Source organism: Nitrosococcus wardiae, assembly GCF_004421105.1.
Taxonomy (GTDB): Bacteria; Pseudomonadota; Gammaproteobacteria; order Nitrosococcales; family Nitrosococcaceae; genus Nitrosococcus; species Nitrosococcus wardiae.
On the sequence record NZ_CP038033.1, the window covers coordinates 3,637,252 to 3,659,976 of the forward strand.

The following is a 22,725-nucleotide window of genomic DNA, read 5'->3' on the forward strand; positions in this document are numbered from 1 at the left end:
GAATCTTTGCCCCCCGGCTGGATTGGAAAGCACGAGTCTATAAAACATAGAGAAAAATCTTCATCTTTGTTGGCAGGCAGAGCGGTTTGTCTATTACTGGAGCTGTGCTATGGTGCATATCCCCAGAGAGGCAACCCATCAGAACGAGGAATTAAGGATCCATGAAACGAGTATTAATTGGGGCCATAGTGACGATTCTCGTGGGTCTCATACTGGTCATACCACCTGCCCTGGCAGAGCAGCCCTCTTCGGCAGTTGAGCGTTTGAATAGCACCCTTTTATCGGTGATGAAAGAAGCCGAGGAACTTGGCTTTGAGGGTCGCTACCAACGGCTGCTGCCCGTAATTACTCAAGAATTTGACTTGCCTTTTATTGCCCGTTATACCCTCGGTTCTTCTTGGGATGACCTTAACGAAGAGCAGCGCCATCAGTTTATAGAGACTTTCCGGGAACTTTCTGTGGTCGATTATGCTCGCCATTTTGACGGTTATGGCGGCGAGCATTTTACTATCGAAAAGCAATCTACTCTGCCCCGCAGCGGGATGAGAGTCCGGAGCAAACTCATCGATCCTGACGGCTCGAACGTCGTTTTTGATTATCTCTTGCACCAAACGGATAGCCAATGGCGCATTGTGAACGTCATTGCTGATGGGGTGAGCGATCTGGCAGTAAAACGTGCTGAATATCGCCACATCATGAAAACAGAAGGCTTTAGTAGCCTACTCAGCAAACTTAAACAAAAGATCGCACTCTACCGAGGCCCCGCAGATGCATGATCTCACGTTACCTAGTTAGGTAGCCATGCTCCGTTCTGCTTCTTCTGACACCGATCAGCACCATATCAATAGTGTGGGCAACTTTCTGGCCCGTTGTGTGGATTGGGTTTACCGGTTAGCCCCCTGGGTGGTGATCATTACCCTAGTGATTACCGGGGGGGTGCTGTATTACGTGACGGAAAATCTCGGTGTCAATACCGATACGGAGGATATCCTTTCTCCAGATCTTCCTTTTCGGCAAAGTGACAAGCGTTATTCTCAGCTATTTCCCTATTACGAAGATAACCTCATCTTGGTTATTGAGGGGGAGATTCCCGAACAGGCGTGGGAAGGAACCTGGCGCCTTGCCGCTAAACTAGAGCAAAATGAGGCACTGTTTAAGCGGGTCTACCTTCCCCAAGCAAACGATTTCTTCGAGCGCTACGGCTTAATGTACCTGGATTTACCAGCGCTCGAAGAGATGACAGATAACCTGGCCCAAGCACAACCATTTCTCGGCCGGCTAACCCAAGATCCCTCCTTGGGTGGACTCCTTGAGATGCTCAATGAGCTTATCAAAGCAAAACATGAAGGGGACACCACCCTTGAGTTGCAACCTATCCTCGATCCTATTAGTCGGGCCATAGGAGCGACCCTCTCAGGACAGTCTTACACCTTGTCCTGGCAAGAACTAATGAGCGCGGATCAGACAGCACCAGAGGAGCGGCGCCAGTTTATCATTGTCCAGCCCCAAATGGATTTCAGCCGACTCCTACCCGCAGAGTCTGCCATTGAGGCCATTCGCGCACTCGCCCAGGAACTTCAGCTTGATCCTGCCCACGGTATCCGGGTGCGAATCACCGGGGATGCGGCTCTCTCCCATGAAGAGTTAGAAAGTGCTATCGAAGGAGGAAAAATTGCGGGGATCCTGGCCATCATCATGACCGGCACCCTGCTCCTTATTGGATTGCGCTCCCCTACCCTCGTGTTTGCCACCTTGCTGACTTTGATCAGCGGGCTCATTCTCACCGCTGGATTTGCCACCGCCGCCATAGGCCATCTTAACCTGATATCAACGGCTTTCGCCGTCCTCTATATCGGCCTAGGTGCCGACTATGCTATTCATTTTTGTTTGCGTTATCAGCGGCTTGCCCATGCTGAGCTGAATCAACGACAGGCCCTGTGCGCAGCAGCCGCTGAAGTAGGAACCTCGCTAATATTATGTGCTCTTACAACCACCATTGGCTTCTATGCCTTTATTCCTACCGACTTCGCAGGGGTCTCTGAGCTGGGACTTATTGCTGGTACTGGGATGTTTATCAGCTTGGGGCTCAATCTGGGGTTCCTGCCTGCCCTCCTACGCCTACTACCGGTACCATCCGCTGGTCCCCAGAGAGCCTCAGGAGGGATTTTCGGTTTTCTATTCCAATTGCCTTTACATTATAAACGCAGCATCCTTTGGAGCGGGCTAATCTTAGGGTTGGGGGCACTAGTATTACTCCCCCAAATGCGCTTTGACTATAACCCCCTCAATCTCCGGGATCCCGCTTCTGAGTCGGTATCGACTTTGCGTGACCTTATTAAAACTGAAACTACTCCACCCTGGAGTGCAGTCGTATTAACCCCCAATGCCAACCAAGCACAACAACTAGCGGAGCAGCTCCAGCAATTGGATACAGTGGGGACCGTCATTACGCTCCAGGACTTCATCCCGGAACGGCAAGAAGAAAAGCTTGCGCTGATTGATGAGTTAGCGTTGCTGCTAGGGCCCCTATTAGGGCCAGCGGAATTGGAATCACAACAGCATCGGGTTACCCTCAGACAGTTTCTGCGAACTCTGGAGTCCTATCTAGCCGACCCTGCAGCCGCCCCCTCGCCGGCAGCCTATGAACTGGCAGAACATTTCCAACAGCTGCTTAATCGTCTTAAGCAAAGTAATCATGCCACCCAACGGCAGTTGCTGCTCACTCTCCAGCACAGCTTGCTGGCAACCTTGCCGGATAATCTGGTGCGGCTAAGGCGCTCACTGCAAGCCAACTTTATTACCTTCGATACTCTGCCATCTGCCCTCCAGCAACGCTGGATGACTCCCACCGGCATCCAACGGATTGAGATTTTTCCCCAGGAAAATATCGATATCGATAAGACCCACGATCTAAGTCGTTTTGTCCAAGAAGTCCATAGGGTTGCGCCGGATGCTACCGGCTCCCTGGTGCTTACCCTCAAATCGGGGGAAGCGGTCGTGGCGGCATTTCAGCAAGCCTTTACCTATGCCCTTTTAGCAATCACTGCTGTATTGCTCTTTCTGCTACGCAACCTCTGGGATACGATATTGGTGCTGATCCCACTCCTCTTAGCGGGGATTTTGCTAGGTGCAGCGATGGTGATACTTAATACCCCTTTCAACTTTGCCAACATCATTGCCCTCCCCCTCTTACTCGGCATCGGCGTTGACAACGGCATTCATATGGTTCGGCGGATGCGCCAGGCGCCGCCAAAAACAGGCAATCCCCTGCAAACCAGTACCGCCCGGGGGGTTGTATTCAGTGCCTTAGTGAGTGCTTGCAGCTTTGGCAATTTATTGGTTGCCCCCCATCCGGGGATGGCCAGTATGGGGCTTTTGCTCACCGTCGGCGTTGCCCTGACTTTGCTATGCACCCTACTGCTGCTGCCCGCATTACTGATGGCAACCCAAAGTCGCTCCCTGGTCACCGGCAAAGGAGCATAGCGTTACCTGGATGGGATATTTCTGGTAGGTCCAGTGGCCTGGTTACATGGTATATTGCCGTTTTTAGTGGCAACAGTTATTGGTGCATCTGCCTTCTTTTTCTTTACGCTGGTGCGGTTCCATAAACAATATAAAAGGTTCATCTAGGTGAAACGGGTTGTTTATATTGCTTTTCTTGCCGGACTGACACTGTTTACAATGTTAGTGGCCTATCAGGGAGTCACGCAAGTGGCCTCCGCCCTAGCCATGGCAGGTTGGGGATTATTGGTAGTGGTTCTGTTTCACTTCATCCCCATGACCGCCGATGGGCTCAGCTGGTATGTCTTGCTCGATCCCACTTCCCGGCCCCGTTTTCGCACTATTCTTTGGGCCCGCTGGATAGGCGAATCCGTGGATACCCTTTTGCCGGTTGCGCAAATAGGAGGTGAGTTGGTCAAAACCCGTTTACTCACCCATTACCAGGTGCCAGGCAGCCAAGCAGGGGCCAGTGTCGTCGTCAATCTTACCCTCGCTGTCTTCACCCAGGTCATTTTTACCCTGGTGGGGCTAGTGCTCCTGACCCTGTTGCTAGGTGAAGGTAAACTGGCCCAGGGGATACTGGCAGTAACCGCTTTCAGTAGTTTATCCATTGTTGGTTTTTACTGGTTTCAACAACGCGGCCTATTTGGCTGGCTGGCGCGGCGGTTTGAGACTTTAGCTGGCGGCCGCAATTGGCTTGCCTTGGTCGGCGGCGCTGATGCCCTGGATACCGCAGTAATCCAGCTTTATCACCAACGCCGCCAAGTATTCCGAAGTACTTCCTGGATGCTCCTCGGCTGGCTCCTGGGGGCCGGTGAAGTCTGGCTGGCGCTTTATTTTCTTGATCATCCCGTCGGCTGGATCGAAGCCCTTATGATTGAAAGTTTGGCCCAAGCCGTCAAAGGCGCGGCCTTTCTGGTTCCTGGTGCCCTAGGGGTTCTAGAGGGAGGGTATATCCTACTGGGCAGCCTTATTGGTCTTCCCTATAGTACCAGTTTGGCCTTAGCCTTAACCCGAAGAGTACGAGAGCTGTGCCTGGGCGTTCCAGGGCTTTTAATGTGGCAATTCATGGAGGGAAAACGCCTCTGGCGGCAGACCAAATCTGCCCAGGAGCGACTTTCCATTGATACTTCCCTAAGTAATTAATTGCTGCCTTTCTTCCTCCCTCATTGCTTGTCTCATGGGCTCGAAACAGCTAGGATTTAAGGCTTTGCTAATCGCCATCCGTTTAATTTAAAGGAGAGTTACCATTGAACCTTCCACGTAACCCGACTCGCCCCGTCCGCATCGGCAATATCACTATTGGTGATGGCAACCCGATAGCGGTACAGAGCATGTGTGCTACCCACACTCGGGACGTCGAAGCGACCGTAAAGCAGGTCAACGACTTGGTAAAGGCTGGTGCTGACGTGGTGCGCATCGCGGTAGACACCAAACGGGATGTGGAAGCGCTCATAGAGATCCGGCAGCAAACCCAGGCAAATTTGTCAGTGGACCTACAGGAGAATTATCGGCTTGCCAAGCTGGTCGCTCCCTATGTGGATAAGGTCCGCTATAACCCCGGGCATTTATACCACCATGAACGGCAAAAACCCTGGCAAGATAAGGTGAAATTTTTGCTGGATGTGGCTGGCGAGAATGATTGTGCCCTACGGATTGGGGTTAATGGGGGTTCGGTTGACCCGGCCAAGGCTTCCCAATTTCCTGAGGGCGACTCCATTTCGCCAATGCTGGCGAGTGCCCTGGAGCACTGTGAGCTGCTGGATACCCTTGGCTTTACCCGCTATTGTGTTTCCCTCAAAGATTCAGACCCTAGGAAGGTCGCTGAACTGAACCAACGTTTCGCTGCCGAGCGCCCTGATGTCCCTCTTCATCTAGGTGTGACCGAAGCCGGTATGCCACCAGAGGGAATCATCAAAACCCGAATTGCTTTTGAGCAGCTTATCAGCCGGGGGATTGGGGATACTATTCGAGTCTCGCTCACCTTACCCTTTGATCGCAAGGGAGATGAAATCGAAGCAGGCCGCCAAATTCTTGCTGATATTGCCGCGGGACGAGTACGCAGTGTGGTGGACTACGGTCTCAAAACCCTCAATATTATTAGTTGTCCGAGTTGCTCGCGGGTAGAAAATGAAGCCTTTATCGAATTAGCACAGCAGGTGAAAGCCATGACAGAATATGCCGCCGATCATGCGGTCACCATTGCGGTCATGGGCTGTCGCGTCAATGGACCTGGAGAAACTGACGATGCGGATTTGGGTCTTTGGTGTGGACCTAAGGCGGTTAACCTCAAACGGGGTAGCGAAACCCTGGGGAGCTATGGCTATAATGAAATCTTACCCCGTCTGAAAGAAGAGCTTGATGCCATTATTGCAGAACGAACGGAGACCAGCTGAGTAATGCTCATCGAGCAGATTTGGACCGCCAATGCTTACCGTAATTTCAATTATCTGATCGCCTGCCCAGAGACGGGCGAAGCCCTTGCCATCGACCCTCTTGATTATCGCCAATGCCTTGCCACAGCCAAGCGCAACGGCTGGCAGATTAGACAGATACTCAATACCCACGAGCATGGCGACCATACCGGGGGTAATCGGGCCATGATTGCCCAAACAGGCGCCAAATTGCTCGCCCACAAAAATGCCAAAGATAAGATAAGGAGTCTCGATCAAGGCCTAGGGGCGGGAGATGTGGTTAAGGTAGGCAAGACTGTGGAGTTGGAAGTACTAGATACTCCAGGCCATACCCTAAGCCATGTGTGTTTATTCGCCCATAGTGATCCCCCGGCACTTTTTTGCGGAGATACTTTATTCAACGCTGGCGCAGGTAACTGCTACCATGGGGGTGATCCCAGTGCCCTCTATCACACTTTTACCCAACAGCTTGCCAAACTTCCCGATGCCACCCGCATCTATCCGGGTCATGAATATATTGTGAATAATCTGCGCTTTACTTTAGACCGAGAACCGGACAATGCCCAAGCAGCAGCACTGCTCTCTAAGGTCAAATTTCAAGATCCCAACCACGCTTTTGTTTCAACCCTAGCATTAGAAAAAGAAATCAATATTTTCTTCCGCCTCGATAGTCCCACTTTAATCAGAAAGCTCGGTGAAGCTTTTCCTGAATTGCCCAACACTCCGGATCCAAAGACGGTATTTCTCAAGTTAAGGGAACTTAGAAACAAATGGTGACAAACTCCTGCCTTTTGGGTTCTTTTTGACTCAGGAAAGCTATTCTAAAAATAGCTCAAGAACACACCTTTCCTTGACAGGCTACCCCCCTCGTGCTAGATGTTAGTATGTCTTTCGTTGTCTTCTCCAATCAGAGATTTAGATGAAGCAACAGGAGAATACGAGGGGCAAGAAAAAGAAAAACAAGACCAACCGACTCAACCCAAAATAAAAGGAGTAAGAAAGAAATGAAGCACAAGCTAGCCACAGCGTTAATAACATGCGCATTAATGTTTGTTGGGGGCAGCATTGCCTACGCTGCCGATCATATAGGCAAAGCGCTAGAGCATGCCGGTATGGCCGAGGCCCACGGTAAAGACGGGCATGGAGAAGTCCTGGCAAAGCATGCGGAAGAAGCATTGAAGCATGCTAAAAAAGCTGAAGAAGAAGCCGAGGGCGAAACAAAACAGCATGTCAGCGAAGCGATTAAGCATTTAGAAGCAGGGATTGAGGCAGGCAACAAAGGCGAGGCCGACTCCGCTACTCAACATATTAAGGAAGGAATAAAACACCTGGAAGCCGCTGCAGAAGCAAAACATGGAGGTGGAGCACATGGAAGCGGAAGTAGCAGTGGCGGCGGGTACTAAAATTTCCGATATAAAAAATCCCGTTGATTGTTAGAAGTAAACCGGGCAGGAAATTTAATTTCCTGCCCGGTTTATATATGGATGGCTATTTAAGCCCTCAGTACTCACTTTATATCTTTTGAGGGAAGATTATTTTAGAAAGCGATTCTTTTCTCTTCTTCTCTCCCCAAAAATTCAGAAACGTATTTGTCATCCTTAGCATGCACCATTATTAAGGATGCTGGTTTACTTGAATATCACTTTTCCAGTGAGATAATAAGGATGAGAATACATCCCACTGCGGTGGTTGCCCCCGAGGCAAAGCTAGGCAAAGATGTCATTATTGGGCCTTATGCGGTTATCAACTCCCCGGTAAGCATTGGTGAGGAAAGTGTCATCGGACCCCATACAGTTATCCACTCCTTTGTACGAATAGGGCTCCGCAATCAAATCCATGCCCATGCTGTTATTGGTGACACTCCCCAGGACCTTTCTTTCAGTAACCTGGAGACTTGGGTATCCATTGGTGATGATAATATCTTACGGGAGGGGGTAACCATCCACCGCTCAACAGATCCAGACCACCCTACCCACATAGGAAATAACTGCTACTTTATGGCCTACTCTCATGTGGCCCATGATTGCACTATAGGTCAGAGTGTCATTCTCACCAATAACGTTCTGCTGGGGGGACATGTGGAGATAGGCGATAAAGCTGTCCTAGGGGGGGGGGCCGTGGTGCATCAATATTGCCGAGTAGGCGCTTATGCCATGGTTCAAGGCAATGGCTCGGTAGGTCAGGATGTCTTACCCTACAGCATTGTCGGAGGGCATCCTGTCCGCCACTATCGCCTCAATACCGTTGGACTACGCCGGGCCGGCATCAAAGGAGAACGTTACCGGACCTTAGAGCAGGCCTTTTGGCAGCTTCGTCATGGCGCAGACCTAAACGATTTGCCTGAAACTCCTGAGATGGCCTACCTCAGAGCCTGGCTCGCCACAAAATCAAAGCGCGGCCTTCACCGCTTTGCCGCTAAAAATTCAACTGAATAATCTTCTTCACACTCCAACATCGCCACGGTGAGTTCGGCAATTGTCTGCTGGGCGCCCGCACTCAACTTATCCTTAATCGTGTGAAATTTTTGCTGCATTGCCCTAACCCGATCTTGGTCCCTTAAGAGGCTCAGTGCTTCTTTAGCAATCTGTTCCGGCGAAGCCTCCTGTTGGATCAATTCTGGGGCGATACCTTCGCCCGCGATGATGTTGCAAAGCGCAATATGGTTAACCCTAATAAGGAGGCGCCCAATCCAATAACTCAAAGGTTTCATTTTATAAATGACCACCAATGGCACGCCCATCAAGGCTGCCTCCAAAGTAACCGTACCGGAAGCAACCACCATGGCATCACAAGCCACCATAACATCATAGGAGCGATTAGGGATAATTTTCAGAGGAAGACGATGCCTTTTTAAATAGGGCGCTAAATCAGCTTCGTCTAAGGTCGTAGCAAGGGGCAATAAATATTGGATTTCAGGTTCCTGCAAGTAAATTTGCTCTGCGGCATCCAGCAGTACAGGCAATAGCCGTTTGATTTCGCTACGGCGGCTCCCAGGTAGTAACCCCAAAGTTTTACGGTGGGGATCAAAACCAAACTCAGCCACCGCCTCATCACGGCTGAGGGGGCTTTTAACCTCATCCCGCAATGGATGCCCCACAAAGCAAACCGGGACTCCCGCTTGCTTATAAAAGGGCGCTTCAAAAGGCAACACCACAGCCATCATATCCACTAAGTGGCGAATCTGATGAACTCGATGTTGCCGCCAAGCCCATATTTGAGGACTAATGTAATAAAGTACCTTAATACCCAGCGCCTTGGCTGTCTTAGCCAAACGGAGATTAAACTCTGGATAATCTACTAAGATTAAAAGATCAGGACGCTTTTCCTCAAGAAAACGACGCATCTTTTGGAGCGTCCTATAAATCTCTTTAAATTGGGATAACACTTCCACCAGCCCCACCACAGCCAATTGAGAAGAATCAAACAACACCTCTGCACCTACCGCCCGCATCCGGGGTCCTGCAATGCCACAGAAGCGAACCTGAGGAACAATTTTCTTTACCTCGCGAATCAGGTAAGCTCCATGCTGATCCCCTGAGGCCTCACCGGCCACAATGGCAACTAGAGGGGCATTATTTTTCAAGCAAGGTACTCCGGATAACTTCAATAACCCGCTCTACCTGGGCGTCACTCAACTCAGGAAAGACTGGCAGTGAAAGGCACTGGCTAGCGACCCACTCGCTAACGGGAAGTGTAATTTCCCTATACTCTTTCTGAAAGACCGCTTGTCGATGGAGAGGAATGGGATAATAAATCGCCGAGGCAATCTCCTCAGCGGCTAGAGCTGCCTGAATTTTGTCCCGGTGGGGGGACAATAACGTATATTGGTGATAAACATGGCTTCTGCCCCTATCTTCACAAGGCGGGACACAATCCGGCAGTTCCGCCAGAGCTGTGCTGTAACATTGGGCAATGCGCCGCCGCTCAGCATTGTATTGATCAATATATTTGAGTTTTATCCTCAAGATAACTGCTTGTAGTTCATCCAAGCGGCTATTAAAGCCTAATTCCGAATGATGATAACGCTGCCAGCTACCATGATCACGCAATCCTCGAAGATGCCTGGCAACTGGCTCAGAAGAGGTGGTAATCAGCCCCCCATCGCCATAACCCCCTAGGTTTTTACTGGGAAAAAAACTAAAACAGCCGGCAAACCCCAAGCTTCCGGTCTGACGGCCAGCAATCTCTGCTCCAAAAGATTGAGCGCAATCCTCTATGATCAGTAAACCATGCTTTGCGGCCATCACCTCTAAAGCCGCCATATCAGCCGCCTGCCCAAATAGATGGACGGGAAGAATAGCTCGGGTTGCCGGGGTAATCGCCGCCTCCACCTGTTCAACATCGATATTAAATGTTTTTTCATCGATATCGACGAATACTGGACGGGCTCCTACATAACAGATAGCCTCAGCCGTTGCAATGAAAGTAAAGGGAGTGGTAATCACTTCATCTCCTTCACCAATCCCGGCAGCGACTAAAGCGAGGTGGAGCGCATCAGTCCCGGAAGCCACACCGATACTATGGCTTACCCCCAAATAGGCCGCTGCTTCCTCTTCGAATGCTTTAACATTAGGGCCAAGAATAAACTGGCTGCTGGTGAGCGCTTGTGCCAACCCCTCCTCTATTTCCGCCTTGAGAGTTTGATACTGTGCCTTTAGATCCACCATCGGAATCATGGTACCCATTCCTGCTAAACTGATTTTTAATTACCTACTAAGCATGCCGCTGATTTGGAGGGCAATGGCCAGAGCTCGGCGCCCTTCCTCGCCACTAACAGGGGGCTGCGTCCCCTCTCTCACCGCTCTTAGGAAAGCCTCAATTTCCGCTTTGATGGCGTCACTTTGACCAAAGCGGCTCTCTTCATGGGTAATTTCAGGAATGCTGGGAAACATCTCCTTAGTCCCTTTCCGATAAATACTCAATATTTTATCCTGAAAGTCAATAGAGATATATGCATCCTGCTGGAATATTCGCATTTTACGTTGCGCTTTCATGCTTACTCGGCTAGCCGTCACATTCGCGACACAATCGTTAGCAAATTGGATACGGGCGTTAGCAATATCAATATCATTAGTAAGCACTGACGCCCCGTTGGCATGGATCTCTCTTACCGAGGAGTTGACAATGCTCAATATGATATCAATATCATGGATCATGAGATCCAGCATGACACTCACATCGGTACCTCGGAGAGAGAAAGGTGCCAAACGATGCGACTCGATAAAGCGCGGCATGGAAAGAAACTTTTGCAGAGCTAATGTAGCGGAATTAAATCGCTCTAGATGACCAACTTGAAGCACTAAATTATAATCCTTAGCAAGCGCAATCAACTCATCGGCCTCGGCAAGGGTAGCTGTCATAGGTTTTTCTAGCAGAACATGGATGCCCTGACTCAAGCATTCCTTGGCCACTCCATAATGAAACTGGGTAGGAACCACAATACTCACTGCATCGACTTTGCCTAATAAATCACGATAATCGGCCAAAGCAAGCGCTCCATATTCTCCGGCAATTCGATGAGCAACCGTTGGGTTTATATCTACCACAGCGACCAACTCGGAGCCGGGTAATGAGGCATATTTCTGGGCATGAAAACGCCCCAAATATCCAACGCCAATTACCGCAGTTCTAATCTTATGCTCCCTATTAAATGTCACCGAACCTATCACCTATAGTTGTCATTAAAGGCTAGTAAAATTCAGGCCATGAAGCAGAAACAAGGGTCTAGCGCATTGCAATAGACCCTTTATGGGGTAGGTTCACCATTGAGAGCTTAAATTCGAGGACCTATAAGCCGCCTCAAGCCGCTATGTTCTCTTAGGCTAACTCCGCAATGGGGCCAAAAATTGGAGGATATTTTAACAACTCTTAGATAGTAAGTAAGTAGAAATACTTATTTAAAAAATTTTTTTTGTAGCTTATCTAAAATACGAGGCATTTCATCAAAATCATTAAAAATATACAAATCTTTTATAAAAAACTTATTATTTAAATGCCTCTAAACCACTTTCAACCCCTTTTGGACAGTGGGCGAAAACAATAGAAAAAAAGCGGCTTTCAACCCCTTTTAGCAACGGCATGGGCTCAAGAGTATCCTGAAACCGGGATAAGGGTAGCCGCTATAGCGGTATCTCATCCACCGCCATAGGGGACAAGCAGAATGGACCCATCAATCAGGGAATAAACTCCCATGGTATGCTTGGAAAAATAAAAAATTCATGAAAGAACCGGTAAAATTTGACAAGATCCTGGAATGTAGCCCACAGCAAGGGCTTTATTTTTCAATCTGGGATAAGGCATGGGACCGACAAGATGCGTGAATTGCGAGCGCTAATTATCGAGGACTCCGAAGATGATGCCACCCTACTTATCCACCAACTACAACGAACGGGTTATCAACTATTCGTAAAGCGGGTTGAAACCCGAGAAGCGATGCTTGAAGCACTCCAAAAGCAACACTGGGACATCGTGCTCTCAGATTATACGATGCCCCGCTTTAGTACCCTAGAAGCCCTAGTGCTCCTGCATGAACACGGCCTAGATATTCCCTTTATCATGGTCTCAGGCACCGTGGGCGAAGATCGGGCCGTCGAAGTCATGAAGGCAGGCGCTCATGACTATATCATGAAGAATAATTTAAGTCGTTTGCTTCCGGCAGTGGAGCGGGAATTACGAGAAGCTGAAAGCCGGCGGCAACGGCAGGCGGCAGACAATGAGCGCATTCGTCTAAGCTCTATACTGGAGATTACTCCAGACTTTGTCGCTATCACGGACTTAAAAGGCCGCATCCACTACATCAATCGGGCAGGCCGCCAATGGCTCGGACTCGACGAAGAAAATCGCTGCCCCATGACTCTCTTGGCCGATTACCAACCTTCTTGGACAGCAGCCTTAATGGAAAATAGTGCCATACCTTACGCTCTAGAGGAAGGGGTTTGGGAGGGAGAAATGGCTATCTTGGATTCTGAGGGTTTGGAAATTCCCGTATCCCAGGTGATCCTTTCTCATCAGAATCAGCAAAACCAACTCGAATTTCTCTCCACCATTGCCCGGGATATCAGAGAACGTAAACACTATGAGCAAGAATTGCAGCATCAAGTCACCCATGACGCTCTAACCCATCTTCCTAACCGAATCTTGCTCCGGGATCGACTGTCTCGGGCTCTCGCCAACGCGAAACGGGAACAGCACTTAATTGCTGTTTTATTCTTGGATATTGACAATTTTAAACAAATCAATGATGCTTTAGGGCATCTTGCGGGTGATAGCTGCCTCCGCATGGTTAGTCAACGGTTAGTGCAATGTATTCGCACCAGTGACACGGTAGGGCGCTATGGAGGCGATGAGTTTCTAATTATTCTGAGCAATTTACACACCCCCTCAGATGTGGAAATCATCGTAAAAAAAATTCGCGCTACTCTCAGTCAACCTTTCAGAATCAATGGCAATGATGTCTTTATCACACTCAGCATAGGGGCCTCTCTTTATCCCCGAGACGGTGGCGACGAGGAAAACCTACTGAAATCTTCAGACACGGCCATGTGCACCGCCAAGCATACAGGCCGGGATCAATTTCGGTTTTATGCCCCCAAAATGAAGGATCGAGGGCGAGAACTGTTGGCACTAGAAACCGACCTCCGTCGTGCTTTAGAGCGGGAAGAATTTATCCTTCACTATCAACCTCAGCTCGATCTTAGCACTAACCAGATTACTACCGTAGAAGCGCTTGTGCGCTGGCAACATGCCCAGCGGGGACTAGTGTCACCCGGAGACTTTATTCCGCTACTGGAGCAAACTGGCCTCATCATAGAAGTGGGTAACTGGATATTAGAGACGGCCTGTAAACAAGCTCAAGCCTGGTGGGCATGCGGTTATCCTCTTCGCATCGCAGTTAATTGTTCCGCACACCAGTTTCAACAGTATTTATTGGATACCGTGCACCAACTTCTACAAAAACACTCCTTAAACCCTGCCTGTCTAGAGCTTGAAGTCACCGAAAGTGTGGTCATGCAAGATGTTCAGTATGCCACCCATATACTGGAACATTTGAAAGCAATGGGAGTGACGTTAGCAATTGATGACTTTGGCACTGGCTACTCATCGCTAGCTTATCTTAAACGCTTTCCCATCCACAGCTTAAAGATTGACCATTCTTTTGTCCATGAGCTCTCTGATGATTCGGAGGATGCTGCTATTGCTGAGGCGATTGTGTTACTAGGCCATAGCCTAGATCTAGAAGTGGTGGCAGAGGGAGTAGAATCAGAGGCTCAAGCCCGGTTCTTCCAAAATCACCAATGTCACCGCATTCAAGGTTATTGGATAGGGCGGCCGATGCCAGCAGAAAATCTTTTTCCTTTGATTGAATCACGCAACGTTAAACGCAGGATAGTGAACTAGAAGCCATTTTAAAATAGCAATTTTGTACTAAGACCAGGCGAAATACGTTTGAGAAGCGCAGTATATTCACTCATACATGAGCATTGCAAAACGCACCTCAACGCCACCTTGGCGCCAAAGAGCATTTTAAAACGGCTGCTTAGTTTCCTGATTGAGAAATTCTAAAATTGCATTAACAAACACTTCGGGTGTATCTGCATGCACCCAGTGCCCAGCATGAGGGACAGCCATAATGTTCGCTCTAGGAAACTGTTTTCTAATGTCTATCTCATCACCCTTTTGGAGGTAATCGGAACGATTCCCTTTAACAAATAAGGTAGGACCTAGATACATACCCTCCCCTTTTATCGCGGCACAAATCGAGCGGTAATTACGATGTAGATCATCCAAGTTTATACGCCAACGATAACCATTTTTACCTTTATCCAGGTTTGTTAACAAAAATTGTCTTATGCGGTGATCAGGTAATGCCCTGGATAGCGCCTTATCAATTTCCCTGCGACTACCGTAAGCAGATAGATTTAAATCACTTAAAGCTTCAAAAATAAAATGGTGCTCTGGGGGATAAGCACGCGGTGCAATATCCACGACCACCAGCTGGGTGACCCGTTCCGGAAAGTCTAAGGCATACTGCATCGCCACCTTACCCCCCAGAGAGTGGCCTAGCAAAGTAGCTGCACCCATTCCTTGCTGATCCATAAAGCTGGCTAAGTCTCTGGCCAAACAGGGATAATTAAAAACTTTCTTGTGAGGCGAACGGCCGTGATTGGGCAGATCTAAAGTGACGACTTGGAACTGACGGGCAAATTGAGGCGCTAAGCTCCGCCAGTTATCCATAGAGCCGAATAAACCATGCAAAATAATCAGGGGAGGGCCATTCCCCTGAATTCGATGATGAAGTAACATAAGAAGCGCTTTACATCCGAGTAGAATATTATATGCTTCCTTGATAAGAGAACGCCAGAGTCCATCCTATGGAAACCAAAGATTACCATCTTCCCGCTAATTCTCGCTAGCGCTTCTTTGGCCATAGGAGACAAAGAATACCGCTACGGAGGCCGTCTACTATGGCATGTCTTCAAACCCTTTGCGGTTTCAAGTTCCACAAATCATACCCTATTTCTAATGAACGAACAGTTTTAGGGCGGCATTCTGATTGTAGCATCGTGTTCGACGATAAAACGGTGAGTCGCCAGCATGCCCAAATTCTCCAGGTTGACCAAAAATATTATCTTGAAGATCTTAATAGCAGTAATGGCACTTATGTAAATGGTCAACCCATTCAAGGCCGCTATCGTTTGCAGGAAAACGACCAAATCACCATGGGTGATATCTCGATGGTATTTCACCTAGGGGACCCTCAAGAGACGACCATAGCCCCAAAAACAGAAATTTTATCGGCCAAAGCGAGTACACCAAGCAGACCACGGGTCGTCACTGAGCCATCAGGCTCCTATAAATCACAGATCATTTCGATGATAGACGCAGGAGACACCCGTTCGAAAACACAATTTACCATCAATACGGAAGCTAAATTAGCCGCGCTGTTACAGATTACTAAAGATCTCAGCTCAACCCTAGAAGTGGATCAAGTCTTTAATAAGGTACTTGAAAGCTTATTTAGTATCTTCATTCAAGCCGATCGGGGTTTCCTTATATTACGAGATGAAAAACACCAAACCTTTAAACCCCAGGTGATTAAATGCCGGCGCATGCCGGATAGAGACAAAATTCGTATTAGTCACACCATTATCGAGCAGGTGATAAGAGATAAAACAGCGATACTCTCAGCCGATGCCGCTAGCGACTCTCGTTTTGACACCAGCGAAAGCATTCTAGATCTGCAGATTCGATCAGTAATGTGTGCTCCACTCATTGGGAGTTCTGGAAAATCTTTCGGGGCCATTCAGCTTGATACGGCCAATCCAAAAGAACATTTTCGGCAAGATGATTTAAATGTATTGGCTACCGTTGCCTGCCAAGCAGCATTTGCCATAGAGCATGCTCAATTACATGAAGAGACTTTAAAGAAACAGGAATTAGAACGGGAATTGGAATTGGCCGACAAGGTCCAACATGATCTCCTTCCCAGCTCACCTCCCTCCGTTGAAGGCTACGATTTCTTTCATTTTTATCAACCGGCCCATCAGGTTGGCGGAGACTATTTTGATTACATCCACCTGCCGGAATCAAAATTGGCTATTCTCTTAGCCGATGTTTCCGGCAAAGGTATTTCTGCAGCTTTAGTCATGGCTAAACTTTCAGCAGAGACTCGGTGCTGCTTGGAGGCTGAATTATCACCGGCGGAAGCCCTTTCTAAGCTTAATAAAAAATTTATCCAACGGGGCTGGGAGGATCGTTTTGTCACTCTAATTATGGTTATCCTCGACCCTCTTCAGCATACCGCCAATGTGGTGAATGCCGGACATCTCCCCCCTTTTCTACGCCACGCTGATGGACAAGTTGAAGCTATCTGCACAAAAACAGCCGGTCCTCCTTTAGGGGTGCTTCCAGACTATCATTATGAAGCACTCCAGATAACCCTTGCTCCTAGGGATAGCTTGACAATATTTACCGATGGTTTCAATGAAGCGATGAATGAAGAAGATGAATTATTTGGCCTGACACGAATCCGTACTCAATTGCAGGCTCACGCCTCAAATGCTGCCACTATAGGCACTGAACTCATCGAAGCTGTAAAACTGTTTATGGGTCAACAAACACAAAACGATGATATGTGTTTAGTCTGTGCTTTTCGAGATAAATAAATCTCCTCGGAAATCGCTCTTAAAAGCGCCCCCCCACAAACTCCAGTATAATACTAAACTGAGCATCAGTTGTTTTCTCTCTGAAAAGTTGGTGGTGACAACTCTGGACGATCACTGCGGTATACCAAAAAGGCAATCACTTCAGCCTCAGCAGTTTTCTCTCCCCCTCCAAAAATTTCGCAGGTTAAGCTATATTTGCGTTCATTTTTAATATCTATAACACGGGCCCGCAACTCCAGAGGACTATCCATAGGTGTAGGCTGAAGGTAACGGATATAAAGGCTGCCGGTGGCAAAGCGATAATGGGGCGCTGAACCTAAAGGGCGATGCTCATTACCAACGGCAGTCGCCATAGCCGTCGCCATGCAATGACAATCAATAAGGGTGGCAATGATACCGCCACAGGTAATACCCGGCCACCCCTGATAGGCTGCTTGTGGTTGCCAAAAACAGACGGCTTCATCCCCTTGCCAAAAGCTTTTGATGTGCAACCCCTCAGGATTTTCTGTTCCACACCCAAAGCAAACTTTATCAGGCATATAGTCTTGAAAATACTGCTGCTTTGTCATGCCAAAATATAAAAATCCATTGGCTTTGCTAACAAGTGGCGATCAGGCATTCAAACACGTCCACCTCAATGGAGGGCTGCTAGCTCCTTACGCTGCTCCTCCAGACCCTCCCAAAATACCGCCACCCCCTCCAGCATTTCATTGCCATAATGGATGAATTCATCTTCTTTGATGTTTTGGGTAAAGTAGATTTCTTCCAATTCTTCCTGGGTATGGCGGGCATGCTGGGCCTCAAGCCGACTATGCCAAGTAAAAAATGCCAATGGCAAGGCCATCCCTGTGCGTTCATTAAACTTGGAAAGCCCTTCGATAAGCTCTTCCCAAAATCCTGCTGCCGCCCAATTCTCCACGGCATAACTGGCCGCCTGGGATATTTTATAATCTTCGCTGCCATAGAGGCGATTCAGTTCATCGCAGAAAAATAAGGTGGCTTGTGTACCATGGCTTCGCTTACCTACATCATTAAAACCTAGCCCCAGCTTGTGAACAATCCGCAATAACCACTCAAAATGAGCCGCCTGAAAACGGAAAACACCTCCTTCCACACTTCCTTCGGTAGAAACTAGCGCCGGGTCTGCTTCATGCTCAGGGTTTAAAGTTTTCCGGGCTCTCCGTTTACCGGAATTGAACACTACGCCAATCTCATTAGCAAGAATTTCTTTCGATGCTCGCATACTTTCCAAAGAATCGGCATTAATGGTTTTCAGCAATTGGGCGATTAAAAATCGGTTTGAAAATACGGAGAATTGCACAATAAAAGCTTTTACCTGTTCCAGATTCTGCTCGCCTTGCTTAAACCATTTTGTATAGCGGTTGTGGAGAATAATCCGATGGTTCAACAGCTCTTTGTTGATACGGTCTTGAAAAGACAAAAACCGTTTCGCCTTAGAAGTAGAATAGCCTAATTTTCCTTCCATCAGGGCCTGTAAGGAAGGCGCTGTCAACCCAATGAGATGGTGCTTCTCAGCGAAATCATGCAATTGGTGTGCAGATGTATTCATAAATTTTACCTCCTAGAAATCGCCTAGCGGGCGGAGGCAAAGCACAGTCATCCTGTCTTGGGGACCTCTACCAATAGAGGATTAAACTCTGTGCCTAACAAATGATTCTTGAATCATTAGACCTGACCACTCCAGCAAAATTCCACTGAAGCTTGAAATATTTAGGTAGCGTCCCATTGATACTCTGGTGCCGCCTGCCGGAAAGGCTCAAGGGCGGTACAGTGTCGATAAATTTCACTAAGGAGTGGATAAGAACTGAGATCGCAATTAAAACGGCGGGCGTTATAAACCTGAGGGATAAGGCAAATATCCGCCATCGTCGGACTATGGCCATAGCAGCACTGACCGGTGGCTGGATGAGTTGCCAAAAAGGTCTCCAAGGCGCTAAATCCCTCCTGGACCCACTGCTGGTACCACTCCTGCCACTGCACCTCACTATGCCCCCAATGCTCAATGAGATATTGCCGCACCCGCAGATTATTAAGAGGGTGAATATCACAAGCGACCAACTGGGAAAGAGAACGGACATAAGCCCGCCCTTTAAGATCAGCCGGCAACACAGGGGGTTGGGGGTAAAGCTCATCTAAATATTCGATGATAGCCAGGGACTGGGTCATCACCGTCTCCCCCTCCACCAAGGCAGGCACTAATCCTTGAGGGTTAAGCTTCAGATAAGCGGGCTGTCGTTGTTCTCCTCCGTGGCGGAGAAGATGGACGAACTGGGAATGGTATTCAATCCCCTTGAGATTAAGGGCAATGCGTACCCGATAGGCTGCCGAGCTTCGGAAATAAGTATAGAGGGTTAACACCGGCGCATTTCCTGTTCAATCGCCCCAAAGATGGATCGTCCTTGGCTATCCTGCATCTCGATACGCACCCGATCCCCATAGCTCATGAAGGGAGTCACTGCTGCTCCCTTCTCAAGGATTTCCATTACCCGGCGCTCCACGATGCAAGAATAACCCCGGTTCCAGTCAACATTGGACACCGTCCCCGAACCGATGAGGGTCCCTGCAATCAAGCGACGGGTTTTAGCTGCATGGCTGATGAGTTGAGGGAAATCAAATTGCATATCTTCACCCGCATGGGGTTCCCCGAACAGCTTCCCATTCCAATGGGTCCGCAAGGGAAGATGGACCTTAGCCCCATCCCAGGCGGGTCCCAGCTCATCTGGAGTCACCACCACCGGGGCCAAGGCGCTGGCAGGCTTGCCCTGAACAAAACCAAAACCTTTGGCCAACTCCGAGGGTATTAAATTGCGCAGGGAGATATCGTTAACTAGCGTGAGTAGCTTAATATGAGACCGGGCTTGGGCAGGCATGACCCCCAAAGGCACATCGTCCGTAATCACCACCACTTCGGCTTCAAAATCCACTCCAAAAGCATCGTCGGCCACACAAATCGGCTCCTGGGGCCCCAGAAAGTGGTCCGACCCACCCTGATACATGAGGGGATCGGTCCAAAAGCTAGGCGGCATCTCCCCCCCTCGAGCTTTACGTACCCGCTCCACATGGCTTAAATAGGCGCTCCCATCCAACCATTGGTAGGCCCGGGGTAGAGGGGCAGTCAATTGTTCCACTTCCAGGGCAACGCCCTTTATTTCGCCCCCGTTGAGAGACTGATAAATGTTCTCAAGCTTGGGAGCCATGCTTGCCCATTCATCCAGGGCCTCTTGGAGGGTGTTGGCAATCTGGGGGACCGGTACCGCCCACCGAAGATCTTGGTCCACCACCATCAAAGCCCCATCCCGGCTTCCACTATCCAAAGTGGCGAGTTTCATAAAAATCTCCGTTCGTCGATACCATAAGTACCTCTGAATAAAATACGAGGTGTTTTAGGAATACTTCAAAACTTTCATGGAGAGACTTAGGGTCTGTTTACTTCCAAGAATCCACATAACCGGTCCACTCCACCCCAGGAGGAAATTCCGCCACCTCTAAGGCATCCCGGGCATCGACCATTACCGCCACTTCATTGGTTTCTTTACGGAGGGCTTTCTTTCCTGCTTCAAAAGCCTTGGGATGAGGTCCATGGGTAATACCGCTAGGGTGTAAAGTCATCATACCGGGGTGAATATTGTCCCGGGAGAAAAATTCTCCCTGGTGATAGAAAATGACCTCATCATAGTCGTCGTTATTATGGAAAAAAGGAACCTTCAAAGCCCCGGGATCACTTTCGATAGGACGAGGACAGAAAGTACAGACCACAAACCGGCTGGCGGCAAAGGTGGTATGAGCCGAGGGCGGGATATGATAGCGATGGCTCATAACAGGCCGGATGTCCCGCCAATTAAGCCGCACCGGGAGCAAGGTCCCGTGCCAACCCACCGCATCTAGAGGATTGAATGGATAAATGATGGTGCTCAAAGCGCCCCGGCGCTTAACCACGACCCGCCATTCACTTTCGGTCTGTTGGGCCAAAAATTTCTCATCAATCGCCGGGGTATCCAATACTGCTGGATCGAAAACAGCATGATTGCCCACAATCCCTTTGTCTGGAAGCTGATAGCTGTCTGCGGTGGCCTCCAGCAACAGCATACAGAGGGGGTTCTCGATTTCTACCCGCCAAAGGGTTCCCCGGGGCAAGAGAATATAATCCCCTTCACGAAACGCTAAATGGCCATAGTCGCAATATAAATCTCCGCTCCCCTGGTGGATAAATAACAATTCGTCACCATCGGCATTACGCACCAAATGGTCCATAGAGCTATCTGTCTTCCAGAGGCGAAACTGTAAGTGGGGGTTACTGAGTAGTCGGAAAGCGTTCCAGGGGGAAGTCTGATTGGCTTCAAGCTGAGTGGTATCAAAGGCTCGTGGCCGCAAGGGACCCTGCACATCGCTCCAACCCGTTGGCGGATGACGATGATACATTTGGGTGGAAGGGCCATAAAACCCTTCCTTACCGAGCTCCCGCTCGTAGCTTTCAGGTGGAAGATCCGCATGGGCCTGCCTTGAGGCGACCCCTTCTATTTTCGGTAATGTAATCCAGTGACTCATTTCAAATCGCCCCCCGCTTTATTTGATCCTGCTCAATCGCTTCAAACAAAGCTTGAAAATTGCCTTCTCCAAAGCCCTGATTACCCTTACGCTGAATGATCTCGAAAAAGATGGGACCAATCATGGTCTGAGTAAACAGTTGCAACAATAAGCCCTGCCCTTGCTGCGGCGCCCCGTCAATCAAAATCCGATCCTGGTGCAGGCGGGCCAAATCTTCACCATGCTGAGGTATTCGCGCTTCTACAGCATCGTAATAAGTATCCGGCACCCCCATAAACTCAACTCCCTGGTGATGGAGAGTCTCTACCGCCTGGTAAATATCCTCGGTGGCCAAGGCAATATGTTGGATCCCCTCTCCATGATAGGCCTCTAGGTACTCTTGAATCTGGGATTTCTTATCCGAGGGTTCATTGATGGGAATTCGAATCTTACCGCAGGGGCTGGTCATGGCCCGGGACTTGAGCCCCGTGGCCTTGCCATGGATATCAAAATAGCGAATTTCTTGAAAGTTGAATAAGCGCTCATAAAAGTGAGCCCAATGATCCATCCGGCCTTCAGGAACATTATGAGTCAAATGATCGATGTGGGTTAATCCTGCCCCCTGAGGATTCCTAGGCACACCAGCAACAGGCATAAAATCCACATCATAAATGGATTGTTCACCGTAGCGATCAACGAAATAAATCAAACTCCGTCCGATTCCCAAAATCGCCGGGATGTTCAGCTCCATGGGCCCAACCGGAACATGAAACGGCTCAGCCCCTAGCTTCACCGCCCGCTCAAAAGCAGCGGCAGCATCCCGAACCCGAATGGCAAAGGCGCATACTGATGGCCCATGGACCCGAGCAAACGCCTGGGCAAAACTGTGGGGCTCATGGTTGATGATAAAATTAATGTCGCCCTGCCGGTAGACAGTCACATCTTTGTGACGATGTCTGGCCACCGCCACAAACCCCATCCGCTCAAACAAGCGGGCCAAGACACCGGTATCCGGGGCAGTGAATTCAATAAATTCAAAACCATCGGTACCCATGGGATTCTCAGGTAATGTCAACATGGTAATGACCTATAATTCAGTG

At 49.0% G+C, this 22,725-nt stretch carries 19 protein-coding genes; 9 read left to right on the forward strand and 10 right to left on the reverse strand.

All coding sequences use genetic code 11. From position 1 onward, the window contains the following. The first annotated feature begins 161 nt into the window (after nucleotides 1-161). From E3U44_RS17120 to lpxA, 7 genes are all read left to right on the forward strand, one after another. The gene (locus tag E3U44_RS17120; protein WP_134359290.1) at nucleotides 162-776 is read left to right on the forward strand and encodes an HpnM family protein; all 615 of its coding nucleotides are present in this window, start codon (nucleotides 162-164) and stop codon (nucleotides 774-776) included. A 25-nt stretch (nucleotides 777-801) separates the two neighbouring features. After that, complete coding sequence (locus tag E3U44_RS17125; protein WP_134359291.1) at nucleotides 802-3,483, forward strand: MMPL family transporter; 2,682 nt, start codon at nucleotides 802-804, stop codon at nucleotides 3,481-3,483. A gap of 147 nt (nucleotides 3,484-3,630) precedes the next feature. Further along, the gene (locus E3U44_RS17130; protein ID WP_134359292.1) at nucleotides 3,631-4,647 is read left to right on the forward strand and encodes an HpnL family protein; all 1,017 of its coding nucleotides are present in this window, start codon (nucleotides 3,631-3,633) and stop codon (nucleotides 4,645-4,647) included. Nucleotides 4,648-4,751: 104 nt separating this feature from the next. Then, complete coding sequence (locus tag E3U44_RS17135; RefSeq protein ID WP_134359293.1) at nucleotides 4,752-5,897, forward strand: flavodoxin/ferredoxin-dependent (E)-4-hydroxy-3-methylbut-2-enyl-diphosphate synthase; 1,146 nt, start codon at nucleotides 4,752-4,754, stop codon at nucleotides 5,895-5,897. Nucleotides 5,898-5,900: 3 nt separating this feature from the next. After that, nucleotides 5,901-6,692 (forward strand): hydroxyacylglutathione hydrolase, encoded by a 792-nt coding sequence (locus tag E3U44_RS17140; RefSeq protein ID WP_134359294.1) that lies wholly within the window; start codon nucleotides 5,901-5,903, stop codon nucleotides 6,690-6,692. A 227-nt stretch (nucleotides 6,693-6,919) separates the two neighbouring features. Next, nucleotides 6,920-7,318, forward strand: coding sequence for a small metal-binding protein SmbP (gene smbP, locus E3U44_RS17145; RefSeq protein WP_134359295.1), 399 nt, complete (start codon nucleotides 6,920-6,922; stop codon nucleotides 7,316-7,318). Nucleotides 7,319-7,579: 261 nt separating this feature from the next. Continuing rightward, entirely contained in the window at nucleotides 7,580-8,350 is a 771-nt protein-coding gene (lpxA, locus tag E3U44_RS17150; RefSeq protein WP_134359296.1) for an acyl-ACP--UDP-N-acetylglucosamine O-acyltransferase, read from the forward strand. On the opposite strand, the gene lpxB is transcribed toward lpxA, so the two are convergent. From lpxB to E3U44_RS17165, 3 genes are read right to left on the reverse strand one after another with little or no spacing between them, the layout of a single operon-like run. Beyond that, nucleotides 8,317-9,498: a lipid-A-disaccharide synthase gene (gene lpxB, locus E3U44_RS17155; protein WP_134359297.1), complete on the reverse strand. Its 1,182-nt coding sequence runs from the start codon at nucleotides 9,496-9,498 to the stop codon at nucleotides 8,317-8,319. The genes lpxA and lpxB overlap by 34 nt on opposite strands. Further along, on the reverse strand, nucleotides 9,488-10,591 hold the full coding sequence (locus E3U44_RS17160; protein ID WP_134359298.1) for a DegT/DnrJ/EryC1/StrS family aminotransferase: 1,104 nt from the start codon (nucleotides 10,589-10,591) through the stop codon (nucleotides 9,488-9,490). The genes lpxB and E3U44_RS17160 overlap by 11 nt, the downstream gene beginning before the upstream one ends. A gap of 30 nt (nucleotides 10,592-10,621) precedes the next feature. Continuing rightward, nucleotides 10,622-11,572, reverse strand: coding sequence for a Gfo/Idh/MocA family protein (locus E3U44_RS17165; protein WP_134359299.1), 951 nt, complete (start codon nucleotides 11,570-11,572; stop codon nucleotides 10,622-10,624). 655 nt (nucleotides 11,573-12,227) lie between these two features. Here E3U44_RS17165 and E3U44_RS17170 point away from each other — a divergent pair. Next, entirely contained in the window at nucleotides 12,228-14,312 is a 2,085-nt protein-coding gene (locus E3U44_RS17170) for a putative bifunctional diguanylate cyclase/phosphodiesterase (RefSeq protein ID WP_134359300.1), read from the forward strand. Between the two features lie 126 nt (nucleotides 14,313-14,438). On the opposite strand, the gene E3U44_RS17175 is transcribed toward E3U44_RS17170, so the two are convergent. Next, nucleotides 14,439-15,218 (reverse strand): alpha/beta fold hydrolase, encoded by a 780-nt coding sequence (locus E3U44_RS17175; RefSeq protein ID WP_134359301.1) that lies wholly within the window; start codon nucleotides 15,216-15,218, stop codon nucleotides 14,439-14,441. A 161-nt stretch (nucleotides 15,219-15,379) separates the two neighbouring features. Between E3U44_RS17175 and E3U44_RS17180 the strand changes: the two genes are divergently transcribed. Next, a complete protein-coding gene (locus E3U44_RS17180; RefSeq protein WP_134359302.1) occupies nucleotides 15,380-17,080 on the forward strand; it encodes a SpoIIE family protein phosphatase in 1,701 nt (566 codons plus the stop codon). A gap of 65 nt (nucleotides 17,081-17,145) precedes the next feature. On the opposite strand, the gene E3U44_RS17185 is transcribed toward E3U44_RS17180, so the two are convergent. From E3U44_RS17185 to hppD, 6 genes are all read right to left on the reverse strand, one after another. After that, entirely contained in the window at nucleotides 17,146-17,649 is a 504-nt protein-coding gene (locus E3U44_RS17185; RefSeq protein WP_134359303.1) for a PaaI family thioesterase, read from the reverse strand. A 65-nt stretch (nucleotides 17,650-17,714) separates the two neighbouring features. Continuing rightward, the gene (locus tag E3U44_RS17190) at nucleotides 17,715-18,650 is read right to left on the reverse strand and encodes a hypothetical protein (RefSeq protein ID WP_134359304.1); all 936 of its coding nucleotides are present in this window, start codon (nucleotides 18,648-18,650) and stop codon (nucleotides 17,715-17,717) included. Nucleotides 18,651-18,811: 161 nt separating this feature from the next. Then, a complete protein-coding gene (maiA, locus tag E3U44_RS17195) occupies nucleotides 18,812-19,459 on the reverse strand; it encodes a maleylacetoacetate isomerase (RefSeq protein WP_134359305.1) in 648 nt (215 codons plus the stop codon). Then, complete coding sequence (locus tag E3U44_RS17200; RefSeq protein WP_134359306.1) at nucleotides 19,453-20,430, reverse strand: fumarylacetoacetate hydrolase family protein; 978 nt, start codon at nucleotides 20,428-20,430, stop codon at nucleotides 19,453-19,455. The genes maiA and E3U44_RS17200 overlap by 7 nt, the downstream gene beginning before the upstream one ends. Before the next feature lie 97 nt (nucleotides 20,431-20,527). Further along, nucleotides 20,528-21,646 carry a homogentisate 1,2-dioxygenase gene (locus E3U44_RS17205; protein WP_134359307.1) on the reverse strand — a complete coding sequence of 373 codons (1,119 nt, stop codon included), beginning with the start codon at nucleotides 21,644-21,646 and terminating at the stop codon, nucleotides 20,528-20,530. 1 nt (nucleotide 21,647) lies between these two features. After that, entirely contained in the window at nucleotides 21,648-22,703 is a 1,056-nt protein-coding gene (gene hppD, locus E3U44_RS17210; protein ID WP_134359308.1) for a 4-hydroxyphenylpyruvate dioxygenase, read from the reverse strand. Nucleotides 22,704-22,725 lie beyond the last annotated feature (22 nt).